Source organism: Paenibacillus sp. H1-7 (assembly GCF_022354825.1).
Classification (GTDB): Bacteria; Bacillota; Bacilli; order Paenibacillales; family NBRC-103111; genus Paenibacillus_S.
On record NZ_CP031168.1, the window covers coordinates 1192202 to 1206170 of the forward strand.

Consider the following 13969-nt stretch of genomic DNA (forward strand, 5'->3'; position numbering starts at 1 on the left):
GATATTTCCACGAAAGGGTCGATCCTCATGCTCAAGAATGCTTGGAACTTCATCGTCCGTTCACGAAATATAGCATCCTGGTCTGTGATTATAGCCGTAATGGTGATCGCGGCAGTCACTCTGTGGTTGCTGTGGGGGGATGCTGATCCAAAGCAGGGTACCGATGCAGCACCAACGGCAGCACCGGTGACGCAGCCGGCTGTACAAGGCTCCGATCCTTTGGCGATAGAAAACGGAGCAGGGAAACCGTCTAAGCCCGATTTTGAAGCTAATTCAGAACCTAAGTCTATACCTGCACCTGTATCCGAACCCGCTGGGACTTCGTTTCAATACGCCGCTTGCCCGCCTGATGTGTCCTGGTTTCCCGGAATGAACGCGACTTCCGGCTATACTCCGGCAGAACAGCCGGTGCGTCAGCCGTTACAAGGCATCCGGCAAATATCGGTTGGTCATTTGTTTGACGGAGCCGGCTACGGGATGGAATTTGGGACATCCTATGCCCTCGCGGAGGACGGAAGTGTGTACCGCTGGGGGGTGTTTGAGTTCGGCAAAGGAACGAGGCCCGCAGCCTTCCCGCAGAAGCTGGGAGGGTTACCCGATTCGATCGTTCAAGTGGACGGCGGTTTCGCTATGGCGCGTAATGGCGACGTCTTTGCGTTGAATCACGAGGGAGGACCCAGGAAAATCCCCGAGCTGTCGGGAGCCATTGCTCTAGCACAGGTGGATAATACATCGGTATACATCCTGAGCCGGGACGGCAGCGTACAGCTCTACGCTGCTACAGGGCCGGACAGCAAGCCTTCGCTGCTTCAGGTACACGGATTCGGCGAGGTGAAGGTTATTGAGGCCAGTCCGTTTATCACGCTGGCACTCACCAAAGACGGTACGCTAAGGAAGGCGGGCGGTCCATTTTCTTCGGGTCCGCCCAAAGAGCCGGAACCGCTCGCTCTGCCGGACGGCGTTCGGGTGCAGCAAGTGGAAACGACCCTATCGTATGAAAACCCTGCGTTCGTGCTATCGGTTGATAACCGTTGGTTCAGCATAAACGATCAAGGTGCCGTCGAGCTTCTTCCCGTACCTGAGGGCATGGTTCAGATTACGGCTACACAGCGGACCATTGTTGGATTAAAAAAGGACGGAACCGTATGGGCATGGGGGGACAGCCCGGCTCTTGTGAAATCCGAAGGACACCCGGTTACACCGCAATCTCTCCGGCAAATGGTGGGGCTTCAAGGAATTCGATCCATTGCGGCAGGAACGGACCACCTCCTTGCGCTCACCGAGGATGGACGGGTGTTGACTGTCGGCTCGAACATGTACGGACAGCTTGGACGCAGCCCGATCTATACGGCCGATCTGCTGCCGCTAGGCACATGGCGCGGAGCGGATGCCCTGTTTCAAGTGAATGGACGAATCATGGCGGTTCAGAGCGGCAGCTTATGGGAGCTGAAGGGCGACGATACGGTAAGACCGATAGTCTACGGTCCCAATGTGGTCAAAGCGTTCCCGGCGCTAGGTCATTTTGCGGTATTGACAGCGGACGGCAGGCTGATTGTAACGGAGCCGGAAGAAACGAAGCCTTGCAAGACGCTCAAGGTACCGGGAGCGATAATGGATGCCTCTGCAGCCGCCAACGGATTGCTGCTGGCTCTGGCAGACGGCAGCGTGCATCATATCGAAGGAAACACATCGCAGGTGGATAAAGCAACCAAGCTTACATTCGTTCCAGAACCGAAAGGGAAGGTTAAGCAAGTATTCGGCGATCCGTTTCCGTTCATTCTTACGGACCGGGGAGAGCTCTATTATAAGGCTTCATTACAGGAAGGAGAACTGATAATGAAGCCTGTCGATACGAAGCTGAATGTCAAGCAATGGTCGCCAATGCATCCAATCTACTCGGATGGCATCGGATATATGGGCAAATTGCTGGATCAGAAGAATCAGGTATATGAGCTTGAACTCAAGATGAAGTATACCCCGGATTCGAGTCATAGCACCGTATCCGTTGAGCTGAGGAAGACAGGGCGCACGGCAGTGACATTGGCCGGAGGAGCCGAGATCGATAGGGAGGGCCGCATAGTGGAGCAGGGGTTTAACCGGAATGTGAATACTCATCTGCCGCCTGGCAGCCGGCTTCGTGCGTCCTCCTCTTCCTATCATTATCCTATTGAGGGAAGAACGTATTATCAGCACCTGTTCGCGATGAAGGACGGAACCTTGTATTGGCTTGGGGATGCAATGTACGCAGGACCTGAGCTATCGCCCGGCGAGGCCGTCTTATCTTCACAATAAAAACCATTTTCGATATCGTAGGGTTTCTCAACAAGCAAAGGGACAGCCAATGTCGGCTGTCCCTTTTTTCCAAGTCCATTAAATTTTCAGCGAATCTACATAGTTCGGATTACCGCTCAGAAGCCAGTTGCGGTGACGGACAGCCGTCTCGTCCTGCTCCGGTTCGCCATATGGCCACGTATCGCCGGTGCTCACTACATATTCCTTAATAAGCATTAGGATCGCGGCGGCCCATTGGCGCGACTCTTTAATAGTCGGAACCAGCGGATAGTACTTATCGTAAGCTGCGCGGATCAAAGCGTGAGCCACTTCCTGTAGAAGGCTCGGGAATTCCGCTTTCTCGAGCTTGGCGGCTAGCGTATCCGGGATTTCCTTCTCGTCGGTCGAAGCATGGCTCTCATACTCGAACTCGGTTATGACGCCTTGCTCCTTGGCGAGCCACATTCTGGCCCGGTCCAGCGCCGGTTTGAACGAAGCGGGTACCGATACCGTCAGCTCCGGCTCCGGGTTATCCAAGTTAATGACGAACGATTCGTCAAACTTGTGAATGCGCGCGTTGCCGCGGACGCCCAACCAGCGAAGCGCCAGCAATGCGTGAGTACGCACCTTGCCGTCCACTTCCTCGTTGCGGCATACTCTGCGAAGCAGCTTCTCGCTTCGCGGATCCGGCATCAGTGCGAGCAGACGAACGCCGGACAGCACCGCTTCCGGGTCCTCCAGCCATTGCTTGATATGCTCGTAGATCGTGTCGATCGATTCTTCTACGAGCCAATCGAGCTCCACGCGGCGCTCCGCATAACCCTCTAAGCTCAGCAGGCCCTGCGCCTGAAGCGCTTCCTGTCCGTGACGCTCCACAAGATCCTCGTGCGCTTTGGACAATTCCTCTACCATTTGAGCGAACAGCTCCTGATCGGATTCGCTGACCCCTTTCATTTGGGAGACACATCGAACCCATTCGCCCAATGCGCCTGGATTTTGCTGCCACAGCATCATGGCAAACGTTATCAAGTCACGGTCGAACTCCAATATTTCGTAATACTGCGCATAACGGGCTAGCAACGTTTGGGCGTCATGCTCCTTGCGCATGAGGCTCAAAGACAGGATAAGGCCGTTCCACGCATTGCCGTTGGAGCGATCCACCAGAACGACACGGTAAAAGCAAAAAGCAGCGGCTCCATAGGACTCTGCCTGCAAGTATTGGCGGCCGAGCATGCCCAAATCTTGTTGACTCATTTTCCATTCTACCCCCATGACTTAATTGGCTATAGTAGCAGTATACCTTATATGCCCGTTGGATTAAAATTTTTTTTGTACATGTTTATGAGGACTGGGAAAAAAGCGTTATTTTATTACCATGAGCGTCACTGATAACGCGAGCATGAAGAGCGCATTGATCACCATAACCGGACGATGCTTGGCACGGACGAGATGAGCATGAAGCGCTCCCAGCATGAGTGCAGCGAGCAGAAGTGCCGCATAGAACGCCAGCTGCGGGATCAGCCATGAGGCGACGATGGCCGCCGCCCCGGCCAGCTCCAGCGAAGCGATAACGCTCATAAACCACATCGGATAGCGGTATTGGCGCCAATGCTGCACCATCGAACCGGTTCGCAGCCACTTGATCGCCGCAGAGAACGTAAACATACAGATCAGTATCATTTTAACGATTACAATGGACAAGCTTTCCACACTCCTTTTTGAGATCAGACCCTATCTCTTTCTATGGAGAACAGTATAATGATTACGATGAGTACCGTATGTAGTCTGGACTACAGTCATTGAAATATAGAGGAGGTGCCGGGTTGGACAAGCTGAAATATTTATCGAGAATTCATCTGTTCCGCCATTTGGATAGGGAGGAGCTGAGCAGGCTGGAGCCGGTGACTCCCATGCAGAGGATTCCCAAGGGGACATTAATAGCGGCGCCGCATGAGGAGAATAAGCTTTTGTTTCTTATCAAATCAGGAACGGTGCGATTGTACAGGGTAACGGAAAGCGGGAAGGAGCTTACGGTCGATTTGTTAGGCGCCGGGCATTTATTCGGCGAAATCGGATCCTTTACTACGGGCTCCGGGGGATTCTACGCAGAGACGGCGGAGGATTCCGTCATCTGTACGATCGGCAAGGGGCAGTTTGAGCAATTAATCACAGAGAGGCCGCAGCTTGCGCTGACATTCATAGAAATCGTATCCTCCCGGTTGAAGGAAGTGGAGGAGCTTCTGGAGCAAATGGCTTACGGCAGCGTAAAGAGGCGATTGTTATTTTTGCTGCAAAAGCTGTCGGATAAGTTCGGTTCCGAGCCGGGCACAGGGGAAGAGGAGCATGGCTGGGTTGAGCTGAACGTCATCCTGACGCAGCAGGAATTGGCTACGATGACGGGCAGCATACGCGAAACGGTAGCGGACTTGTTGAACGGACTCGCTTCCGAAGGGATCGTCAAGAAGGCAGGGCAGCGTAAACCGCTGCGGATTCATGGCGAGCGTCTTTCGGCGGCGCTGCAGTGCTGTAAATAATCAGAGGCCGAGTGCAAGCCCGGTACGTTTTATCGTACTATGTACGGTTCAGGATAGTACTATTCATTTTCCTTATACTCCGGTAAACTGACTATAGAAAGCAAGGAAGCGGAGGCGGGAGGCACGGCGATGAGCAGGGAGCATCTGAGGGACGTGAATACTCAAGGGATTATGGCGACGCTGGATACGATCGGCGGCAAATGGAAGCCGCTGATTTTGTTTATTTTGCTGCATGACGGGACGAGACGATTCGGGGAGCTGAGACGGCTGCTGCCGGGGATTACGCAAGGCATGCTGACCAACCAGCTGCGCGAGCTGGAACGCGACGGGCTTATTAACCGGAGGGTATATCACGAAATACCGCCGAAGGTGGAGTACTCGGTGTCCGATCACGGGCAGTCGCTTGCTTCGGTATTGGCCGATATGTGCAGCTGGGGATTTCAGCATATGGAGTTTTTGCAGCAGGGGAAGCATCAGGGCTTATCGGATCGCCAATCATCCGGAGGCGTCAAAAATCCATAAGACCAAGCATCCATAGACCAAACATCCATAAACCAAGCATCTATAAGACGACCACAGGAGGGCAAAGTTACATGCAGAACGCGTTACAAGGAATAGGAGCCGGGGAAGCTCACGCCCGAATGATTGCGGACAGCTACCGTCAATTGCTGGGAAGAGATTTGATCGATCTGAATAAGGATACGGCTATTTGGGAGCAGCTGTTTGATTCGCCGGTCGTTATTCTGTCTCACGGAACGGAGGCCGATCCGGTGTTGAATTTCGGCAACCGCGCGGCGCTTACTTTGTGGGAAATGGACTGGGATATGTTTACCAGCACGCCGTCCCGGTATACGGCGGAAGCGATGGAGCGCTCGGAGCGCGACCGTTTTTTGCAGGCTGTGGCCGAGCACGGGTATGTCGATAACTATACGGGCATCCGGATTTCCAGTACCGGACGAAGATTTTATATTAAAGAAGCGGTCGTTTGGAATTTGCATGACGACGGCGGAAACTATGCGGGGCAGGCCGCGGCCTTCAAGTCGTTTGAGCATTGCTAGCCTTTTGGGAGTACAGTCGAACAAAATGCGGTTAGCCAAGGACGAGAGGGCAGGTGCGGACGCTTTCCTTCTTCTTTGTCCATATAATGTAGCAACATACGAAAGAAAGGGCTGACCGCCGCGATGAACTACAAGCAAGCTCTCAAGTTCATGATGGAGAATAAAGGGATGCAGAAAATGTTCAAAGATTTGGAAAAGGCGCAAAAACAAGTCGATGCCGCGATCAAGAACGCCGAAAAGATTAAGAAGAAATAATCGTTACAGAGTCCCTTGCGGCAGCATAAAACATCCTCCCTGCCTATATGATGTAGTATCCGAACCGGGAAGAGGGGATTCCACTATGGGAGCCAGGCTGATTAAGATTGCGTCGGTGTATTTTGTGCTGGGTATTGCGTTAGGGATGTTCATGTCGATTTCGCACAAGTTCGATTATGCTTCCGTACATGCACACATCAATTTGTTGGGATGGGCTTCTCTGGCTTTAGCCGGGATTGTGTATCATGTGTTTCCCAAATCGGCGGAATCTGTACTTGGCAAAATCCACTTCTGGCTCCATAACGTCGGCTTGCCTATTATGATGATCGGTCTGTTTCTGCTCGTCAGCGGAGTGGCGGGCATGGAACCGGTTATTGCCGTCGGCGGAACGGTTACGTCCATAGGGGTTGTTTTGTTTATGATCAATGTGTTGAAAAATGTAGGCGCAGCAGAAGGTACGACCCGGTCCAAGCGTTAGAGCGGAGCATACGACAACGATCGACCCGGACGGGGCGCGGTGAGGAGTGATTCCTTATTGCGCCTCGTTTTTTGTGCGTTCGGCGAGCTTCTGAACCGGCTTGCTTTCAAACGGTGGGGAATTTTGCTACATTAGTATCACGACTTAAGTCATTTGATTTATGTAAGCGCTCAATTAATGCCGATAACTCGGGAGGAACTAAGGAATGTACAGGCTGCTGCTGGTGGAGGATGAAGAGGAAGTGCGGGAAAGCGTTATTCACGAGATCGATTGGGCCGGTTGCGGCTTCGAGGTGGTGGATACGGCGGAGAACGGCAAGGAAGCGGCGGAGCTCTTCGAGAAATGGATGCCGGACGTCGTTGTCACCGATATCCGCATGCCGTTTATGGACGGCTTGCAGCTGTCCGAATGGATTCGCTCCAAATACCCGACGACCCGAATCATCATTCTAACCGGCTTCGATGAATTCGAGTATGCGCAAAAAGCAGTCAAAATGCATATCGACGAATATGTATTGAAGCCTTTTTCCTCTCAGGAGCTTATTAACGCCCTTGTGAAGGTCAAGCGGCTTATCGACGAAGAAACGTCGCGCAGAGAGAATGTCCAGACGCTGCAGGAGCATTACCGGCAAAGCTTGCCTGTCCTGCGCGAGGTGTTCCTCGGTTCGTTGATCAACCGCAAGCTGCCCAAGGCGGAAATCGAGGAGAAATCGCTCAACTATAACATCCGGCTGCTGGGTGAGGGATATGTTGTGTCGGTGCTCAGTATGGACAATCCGGAAGCGGGCGAGCAAGCTCTCGCTAGAGGCATGTCGCAATCGTTGAAATACTCGAAGGATAATGAATTGAAATTGTTTGCGGTATTAAATATTTCCGAGGAAATTGTAAATAAATATGGTCTCGGCATCGTTTTTATCCATGGGGGGAATCTGGTGCTGCTAACGGTGGCGGATCATGAAGACCGGGAAACGATCATGAAGTGTACCTTGACGGTTTTGGAGGAAATACGCCAAAGCATAGAAAAATATTTAAAGCTCTCTGTAACGACAGGGGTCGGTACGGTAACGGCGGACATTGCGAATGTCAGCTATTCGTATAAGGATGCCGTGCTTGCGCTCGATTACCGGCTCATATTGGGCAATAACCGGATCATTTGTATCGATGACGTGGAACAACGAATGCTTGAGAAGCTGCGCTTCGACGAGCTGAAGGAGCATGCGCTCATACGCTGTATCAAGGTGGGGACGCTACAGGAAATGAAGGAGCTGGTGGACGATTTGTTTCACGGCATTGCGGATACTCCGGTTTCCTTCAAGGATTATCAGATCTATTTGCTGGAAATGCTAACGGCTATATTGAAGGCGGCCAAGGATTCCAATGTCGATTTGGATACGGCGCTAGGCAGCGCCTTCCATCCTTTTGCCGAAATTCACAAGCTGACGAATCCGCAGGAAGCGAAGCAGTGGATTGCCGACCTGTGCACGCGAATGATGACCCGTATCGTTACGGAGCGTCAGTCGTCCTACAAATCGCTGATTGATAAAGCGAAGGAGTATGTGCAGGGTCATTATCAGGAGAGCGACATTTCCATCCAAAAGGTGTGCGGCCATTTGCATATTAGCGCGGGCTATTTCAGCGGCATTTTCAAGAAGGAGACGAAAATGACGTTCGTGAACTACCTGATGCATATCCGCATGGAAGCTGCCAAGGAACTGCTGAGAACCACCGATATGAAAACGTTCGAAATCGCCGAGAAAGTAGGCTACGCGGAGCCGAATTACTTCAGCTTCTCGTTCCGCAAGCATGTCGGCGTATCTCCCAAGGAATACAAGAATAGCTCAAGAGAGGCGTAAAGCGGAGGGCTGGAGCAATGAAACCGATTCGGAAGCGATATCGCGCGCTGGTCGATACATGGAGAAGCAAGAGTATCCAGTTCATTATTACCGCTTCGTTTACGCTCATCATGATTGCCGTGATGGTGGTCGTCAGCCTGATCGTGTATAACAAATTTTCGCATATCGCCGAGCAAAATACGTTTCTGAGCAACCAGCAGATTGTCGAGCAGATCAACTATAATCTCGAGGTGTACTTGGACGGAATGGCGGAAGCATTCGATCTGGTGGACCGAAAAATCCGATCCGGCCCGCAAATCCCCGACAGCAGGCTGCACGAGCAGCTGACAACGATCTTCGAGACCCGCGAGGACATCGTGTCGATGGCCTTATTCTCGACCACGGGAGAGCTGATTACCGGTCTTCCCGACGCAGAGCTGCGCAAGAACACGAAGCTGACGGAGCAGAGCTGGTTCCAATCGGCGCTCGAGAGCCCCAACCATCTGTCGTTCTCGCTTCCTCACATTCAGAACCTGTATAAAGGCCAATACAAGTGGGTCGTATCGATGAGCAAGGGCATTACCATTACTCGCAACGGAGCGCCGATGCAGGCTGTTTTGCTGGTCGACATCAACTTTAAGACGATGGACGAGCTGTTCCGCAGAGTCAGTCTTGGGAAAAAGGGCTACGTCTACATCATCGACGAGTCCGGCGGCAATATGATTTATCATCCGCAGCAGCAGCTCATCTATGCCGGGCTCAAATATGAGAATGTGGAGCAGGCGCTCAAATATACGTACGGCAGCTACCTCGACGAATCGACGGGGGAAACGCGGCTCATTACGATCAAGACGGTTAATAATATCGGCTGGAAAATTATCGGCGTCTCCTACATGGACGAGATTGTGGCGACGAAAAAAGAAACCGGCGGGTTCATCTTGTGGTTGCTGATCGCCGTCGTGCTGCTGGTGCTGCTCATTTCCGCCTTTCTGTCGGCCAAAATCTCTCAGCCGATCAAACGGCTGGAAAAATCGATGCGTAAAGTCGAGCAGGGGGATTTTCACATCCATATCCCGGTAACCGGAAACGATGAAGTGGGACGCCTGTCGCGAAGATTCAACTTCATGGTGACGCAAATCCGGCAGCTGATGGACCAGAGCATCCGGGAGCAGGAAGCGAAGCGCAAGAGCGAGCTGGAGGTGCTGCAGTCGCAGATCAACCCGCACTTCCTGTACAATACGCTGAACTCGGTTGTAAGAATGGCGGGCAGCGGCAAGAGCGAGGACGTCATTACGATGATTACGTCGCTTTCGAAGTTTTTCCGCATCAGCTTAAGCCGCGGCAAGACGATCATTACGGTTCAGGAGGAGCTGGAGCACATCCGCAACTACCTGATCATCCAGAAAATCCGTTACAAGAACAAATTCGAATATGAAATTACGGCACAGGAAGAGGCGCTTCCATATAAGACATTGAAGCTGCTGCTGCAGCCGCTCGTAGAAAATGCGATCTATCACGGCATCGAATATATGGTCGATGAAGGCTTCATTCAAATTACGGCGTCCGTTGTCGACGGGAAGCTGCTGTTCGAGGTACGCGATAACGGGCTCGGCATACCGCCGGATCGATTGGAGCGGCTCCTATCGGGTACCCTTCCGCAAGAGGAAGGGGCAGGCTCCGGTGTCGGCGTGCGGAATGTGCAGCAGCGGATCCAGCTCTCGTTCGGTGAGCCGTACGGGCTGCAGATGGAGAGCAAGCAGGAGGAAGGGACGGTAGTGCAGGTATGGCTTCCGCTGCTGCGAGAAGAAGGGGGAGAAGCGAAGGGATGAAGCTCCAATTAGTTAAGCATGCCCGATTGCTGATCGTACTGTCTCTTCTTCTTCTGGCGTCGGGCGCTTGCTCCCGCAATGCGGAAACCGGGACGGTGGAGCCGGTCCGCAACGTGACGCTCCTTCTGAAAACCGGAACCGGAGATTATTGGAAGACGGTGAAAATGGGAGCGGAAGCGGCGGCCAAGGAGTTCAGCGTCAATTTGAAGGTGGCTGCGCCCGAATATGAGGGTGATGCCGAAGGCCAGATTCAGCTGATAGAGCAGGCGGTCAGAGATGGGATGGATGCGCTGGTTCTGGCGGCGAACGATTATGCGGGGCTCGGCAAGACGGTGGATGATGTGGCGGCGCAGCGCATTCCCGTCATTAGCATCGACTCGGAGGTCGCTTCCTCTAGAGTCCGCAGCTTCATCGGAATCAACAACTTCGAGGCTGGTCAGAAGGCAGGGAATAAGCTGATCGAGCTGACAGGGGAGCAAGGGCGCATCGCCATTATGGGTCTTGGGGCTGTGGTGAAAAATGCGGAGCAGCGGGAGCAAGGCTTGCGTGACGCCATTTCCAAGCATCCGGGGGTGCATGTACTGAGGACGGAATATTGCTCCGCGGATTTGAAGCGGTGCGGCGAGCTGACGAATAAGCTGCTGCAGGAGAACGCGGAGATCGACGGGATCGTTGCTTTGGATGCGGTTGCCTCCATCGGAGTGGCCGCCGCAGCGGAACATATGGGGCTGTCCGGCAAGGTCAAGATCGTGACGTTCGACAGTACGCCGGAGGACATCGAGTTTTTGCAGGAAGGCGTCATTCAGGCAACGATCATTCAAAATCCGTTCAGTATGGGCTATCTTGGAGTCAAGCACGCGGTCGATGCGATGAACGGCAAAAAAGTGCCTGAGTTCGTCGATACCGGTACGAAGGTGATCGATCAGGAAAATATGTTCTGGTCGGATAACCAGAAGCTGCTGTTTCCGTTTGTGCAGTAAGCCTTCGTTGACGGCGGCTTTGCACATGGAGGAACAGATAGATTGAAAATAAGCTGCAGGGTACACCAGCGGGGTACCTCCTTCCAGCCGCTGTTGTTATCGGGAAATTTTAATCTTATCGCTTTCCGGCGGTGATTTCCCGATAACAAAGGCGGTCGCTTACGCTCCTGCAGTAGATACCCCACTTCCCCCTTTAGCAATTTTCCAAAGAACAACGTTCCTATAAAGCAAAAGCCTCCAGCAACGGAGGATTTGGTAGTTATTGCTAGGAAAAATGCGCTATCGACACATTTCGACGGAGTATGTTATGATGTAATTCTTGATAAAGTGGTAATGCACTAAAGCAATCATATTCCGTAAAAGGTGGGTTTTTTGGTTATGAAACGTTTGGCAACATGGGGACTGGTCATTGCGGCCACATTCACATTCCTCGCAGGATGCTCCGGTCCGGCAAAGAGTACGGCTGGCGAAGGCAAGAAGCTGGTTATCGGCATTGATGACAAATTTGCTCCGATGGGTTTCCGTGACGAGAAGAACGAGATCGTCGGGTTCGATATTGATTACGCCAAAGCGGCGGCCGAGAAGATGGGAAAAGAGGCTCAATTCCAGCCGATCGACTGGAAAACGAAAGAGTCCGAATTGAACAGCGGTCGAATCGATTTGATCTGGAACGGCTACACGATTACCGACGAACGGAAAGGAAAAGTGTTGTTCACGAAGCCGTATTTGAAAAATGCGCAGGTTGTCGTTACACTGGCTAAGTCCAATTTGACGAAGCTCGACGATCTGGCTAACAAAACGGTCGGTCTGCAATCTCTTTCTTCCGCAGCGGATGCATTGAACGACAATCCTATCAAGTCCAAGATCAAGACAGTTACGGAATATTCCGATAACGTGCTCGCCTTGAGCGACTTGAAGATCGGCCGTGTGGACGCAGTCGTTATCGACGAAGTGGTCATCAAGTACTACATGGCCAAAGAGAAGGATGCATTCAAATTGCTGGGCGAATCGCTTGCTCCGGAAGAGTACGGCATTGGGGTGAAAAAAGGCAACGACGCACTTCTTCAGCAGCTGCAAAAGGCGCTTGACGAGCTGAACAAGGACGGCACGGCAGCGAAAATTTCGCAAAAATGGTTCGGCGAAGACAAGGTGCTGAAATAAGCAAGCTGAATTGAGAATAACGCACGCAAACCGGATTTCTTCGCGGAAATCCTGTTTTGCTTTTGGGGGAATGCTTACATGTCACTTGATCAGATCGCCTCAATGATCAAGCCTATGCTGGAAGGGGCGCAAATGACGCTGCTCCTGTTCATCATTGCCATTGCGGTATCGATTCCGCTAGGCTTCGTGCTTACGCTGGCTGCCAAAAGCAGCATCAAGCCGGTCGCCTGGCTGGCGCACGCCTATATTTACGTCATGCGCGGCACGCCGCTGCTGCTTCAGCTGCTGTTCATTTGCTTCGGCCTGCCGCTGATCCCGGGAATCGGCGAATACTTGGTGCTTGATCGGTTTGTCGCCGCCTGCCTCGGCTTTATTTTGAATTACGCGGCTTATTTTGCCGAAATTTTCCGCGGCGGTTTGCTCGCTATCGATAAAGGCCAGTACGAGGCCTCTCAAGTACTCGGCCTGAGCAAATGGCAGACGATGACCCGCATCATCCTGCCGCAAATGTTCAGAGTCGCGCTGCCGGCCGTGTCCAACGAATCGATTACCCTCGTCAAGGATACGGCGCTGCTGTACGCCGTCGCCGTTCCGGAGCTGCTGCACTACGCGCAAACGGTCGTTAACCGCGACTTCACGATCGTGCCTTTCTTCTTGGCCGGTATCATCTATTTGATCATGACGCTCATCTTGACGTTATTGTTCAAATGGCTGGAGCGAAGGTTCAAATATGAATGAAAGGAATGGCGCAGGTGGCTATTATTGAAGTATCCAACCTTACAAAATCCTACGGCACGCTCGATGTGCTGAAGCAGATCACGTTCGACGTGAATAAAAACGATGTGATTGCGGTCATCGGACCGTCCGGCTCCGGCAAAAGCACGATGCTGCGGAGCTTGATCCATCTGGAACACATTAATGGCGGAAGCATTAAAGTGGGCGGCGACGATCTGGTCAAGGACGGAGTGTACTCGAAGCCGCATGAGATCAAGCGGATTACGGCCCGGATGGGCATGGTGTTCCAGCACTTCAATCTGTTCCCGCACCTGACTGTCCAGCAAAATCTGGAGCTTTCTCCGAAATTGGTCAAGGGAGAGTCGGCGGCGGATATCCGCAAACGAAGCGCGGAGCTGCTGGAGAAGGTAGGTCTATCCGACCGTGCGTCGGCTTATCCGGCGAAGCTCTCCGGCGGGCAAAAGCAGCGGGTCGCTATCGCGCGAGCGCTCATGATGAATCCCGACATTTTGCTGTTCGACGAGCCGACTTCCGCCTTGGATCCGGAGCTGACGGGCGAAGTGCTGCAGGTCATGAAGCAGCTTGCCGAAGAGCATATGACGATGATCGTCGTGACGCATGAAATGGGCTTTGCGAGAGAAGTGGCGAATCGGGTTTTGTTCCTCGACAAGGGCGAGATCATCGAGTCCGGCGATCCGGAGCAGTTGTTCGAGAACCCTCGGTTTGAGCGGACGAAAGCTTTTTTGAACCGCAGCCTGAAATAAACGATTGGCGCGTCCCTGCACGACAGGCGGCAGCGCTTTTCTTTTTATAACGGACCTTAATGAAAGTGACAAC

14 protein-coding genes are annotated in these 13969 nt (G+C 52.7%); 12 read left to right on the forward strand and 2 right to left on the reverse strand.

Annotated features, from left to right (window positions below; all coding sequences use genetic code 11):
* Positions 1 to 27: 27 nt before the first annotated feature.
* Positions 28 to 2292, forward strand: a complete 2265-nt coding sequence (locus DVH26_RS05450; protein WP_239631964.1) for an RCC1 domain-containing protein — start codon at positions 28 to 30, stop codon at positions 2290 to 2292.
* Positions 2293 to 2370: 78 nt separating this feature from the next.
* Here the strand turns inward: DVH26_RS05450 and DVH26_RS05455 are convergent, their stop codons facing one another.
* Positions 2371 to 3525 (reverse strand): HEAT repeat domain-containing protein, encoded by a 1155-nt coding sequence (locus tag DVH26_RS05455; RefSeq protein ID WP_239631966.1) that lies wholly within the window; start codon positions 3523 to 3525, stop codon positions 2371 to 2373.
* A gap of 108 nt (positions 3526 to 3633) precedes the next feature.
* Positions 3634 to 3981, reverse strand: coding sequence for a DoxX family protein (locus DVH26_RS05460; protein WP_239631968.1), 348 nt, complete (start codon positions 3979 to 3981; stop codon positions 3634 to 3636).
* Positions 3982 to 4094: 113 nt separating this feature from the next.
* Here DVH26_RS05460 and DVH26_RS05465 point away from each other — a divergent pair, with 113 nt between their 5' ends.
* The 11 genes from DVH26_RS05465 (at position 4095) to DVH26_RS05510 (ending at position 13896) form a co-directional block, all read left to right on the forward strand.
* Entirely contained in the window at positions 4095 to 4805 is a 711-nt protein-coding gene (locus tag DVH26_RS05465; RefSeq protein WP_239631970.1) for a Crp/Fnr family transcriptional regulator, read from the forward strand.
* Between the two features lie 129 nt (positions 4806 to 4934).
* Positions 4935 to 5327, forward strand: coding sequence for a winged helix-turn-helix transcriptional regulator (locus tag DVH26_RS05470; RefSeq protein WP_239631972.1), 393 nt, complete (start codon positions 4935 to 4937; stop codon positions 5325 to 5327).
* Between the two features lie 71 nt (positions 5328 to 5398).
* A complete protein-coding gene (locus DVH26_RS05475; RefSeq protein ID WP_239631974.1) occupies positions 5399 to 5863 on the forward strand; it encodes an MEKHLA domain-containing protein in 465 nt (154 codons plus the stop codon).
* Positions 5864 to 5986: 123 nt separating this feature from the next.
* Positions 5987 to 6118 (forward strand): hypothetical protein, encoded by a 132-nt coding sequence (locus tag DVH26_RS37045; RefSeq protein ID WP_275590451.1) that lies wholly within the window; start codon positions 5987 to 5989, stop codon positions 6116 to 6118.
* An 85-nt stretch (positions 6119 to 6203) separates the two neighbouring features.
* Positions 6204 to 6596, forward strand: coding sequence for a cbb3-type cytochrome c oxidase subunit I (locus DVH26_RS05480; RefSeq protein ID WP_239631976.1), 393 nt, complete (start codon positions 6204 to 6206; stop codon positions 6594 to 6596).
* A 205-nt stretch (positions 6597 to 6801) separates the two neighbouring features.
* The gene (locus tag DVH26_RS05485; RefSeq protein WP_239631978.1) at positions 6802 to 8448 is read left to right on the forward strand and encodes a response regulator transcription factor; all 1647 of its coding nucleotides are present in this window, start codon (positions 6802 to 6804) and stop codon (positions 8446 to 8448) included.
* A gap of 17 nt (positions 8449 to 8465) precedes the next feature.
* On the forward strand, positions 8466 to 10256 hold the full coding sequence (locus DVH26_RS05490) for a cache domain-containing sensor histidine kinase (protein WP_239631980.1): 1791 nt from the start codon (positions 8466 to 8468) through the stop codon (positions 10254 to 10256).
* Positions 10253 to 11236, forward strand: a complete 984-nt coding sequence (locus tag DVH26_RS05495) for a substrate-binding domain-containing protein (RefSeq protein ID WP_239631983.1) — start codon at positions 10253 to 10255, stop codon at positions 11234 to 11236. Before DVH26_RS05490 ends, DVH26_RS05495 begins: the two co-directional genes overlap by 4 nt.
* Before the next feature lie 378 nt (positions 11237 to 11614).
* Entirely contained in the window at positions 11615 to 12397 is a 783-nt protein-coding gene (locus tag DVH26_RS05500) for an amino acid ABC transporter substrate-binding protein (protein ID WP_239631985.1), read from the forward strand.
* Between the two features lie 78 nt (positions 12398 to 12475).
* Complete coding sequence (locus DVH26_RS05505) at positions 12476 to 13135, forward strand: amino acid ABC transporter permease (protein WP_239631987.1); 660 nt, start codon at positions 12476 to 12478, stop codon at positions 13133 to 13135.
* A gap of 14 nt (positions 13136 to 13149) precedes the next feature.
* Positions 13150 to 13896 (forward strand): amino acid ABC transporter ATP-binding protein, encoded by a 747-nt coding sequence (locus DVH26_RS05510; RefSeq protein WP_275590480.1) that lies wholly within the window; start codon positions 13150 to 13152, stop codon positions 13894 to 13896.
* The last annotated feature ends 73 nt before the right edge of the window (positions 13897 to 13969 follow it).

Bases quoted from the DNA above. Each gene is read 5' to 3' on its own strand.
- DVH26_RS05450 (WP_239631964.1), top strand. From the start codon at position 28: ATGCTCAAGAATGCTTGGAACTTCATCGTCCGTTCACGAAATATAGCA.
- DVH26_RS05455 (WP_239631966.1), bottom strand. From the start codon at position 3,525: ATGAGTCAACAAGATTTGGGCATGCTCGGCCGCCAATACTTGCAGGCA.
- DVH26_RS05470 (WP_239631972.1), top strand. From the start codon at position 4,935: ATGAGCAGGGAGCATCTGAGGGACGTGAATACTCAAGGGATTATGGCG.
- DVH26_RS05475 (WP_239631974.1), top strand. From the start codon at position 5,399: ATGCAGAACGCGTTACAAGGAATAGGAGCCGGGGAAGCTCACGCCCGA.
- DVH26_RS37045 (WP_275590451.1), top strand. From the start codon at position 5,987: ATGAACTACAAGCAAGCTCTCAAGTTCATGATGGAGAATAAAGGGATG.
- DVH26_RS05480 (WP_239631976.1), top strand. From the start codon at position 6,204: ATGGGAGCCAGGCTGATTAAGATTGCGTCGGTGTATTTTGTGCTGGGT.
- DVH26_RS05485 (WP_239631978.1), top strand. From the start codon at position 6,802: ATGTACAGGCTGCTGCTGGTGGAGGATGAAGAGGAAGTGCGGGAAAGC.
- DVH26_RS05490 (WP_239631980.1), top strand. From the start codon at position 8,466: ATGAAACCGATTCGGAAGCGATATCGCGCGCTGGTCGATACATGGAGA.
- DVH26_RS05495 (WP_239631983.1), top strand. From the start codon at position 10,253: ATGAAGCTCCAATTAGTTAAGCATGCCCGATTGCTGATCGTACTGTCT.
- DVH26_RS05500 (WP_239631985.1), top strand. From the start codon at position 11,615: ATGAAACGTTTGGCAACATGGGGACTGGTCATTGCGGCCACATTCACA.
- DVH26_RS05505 (WP_239631987.1), top strand. From the start codon at position 12,476: ATGTCACTTGATCAGATCGCCTCAATGATCAAGCCTATGCTGGAAGGG.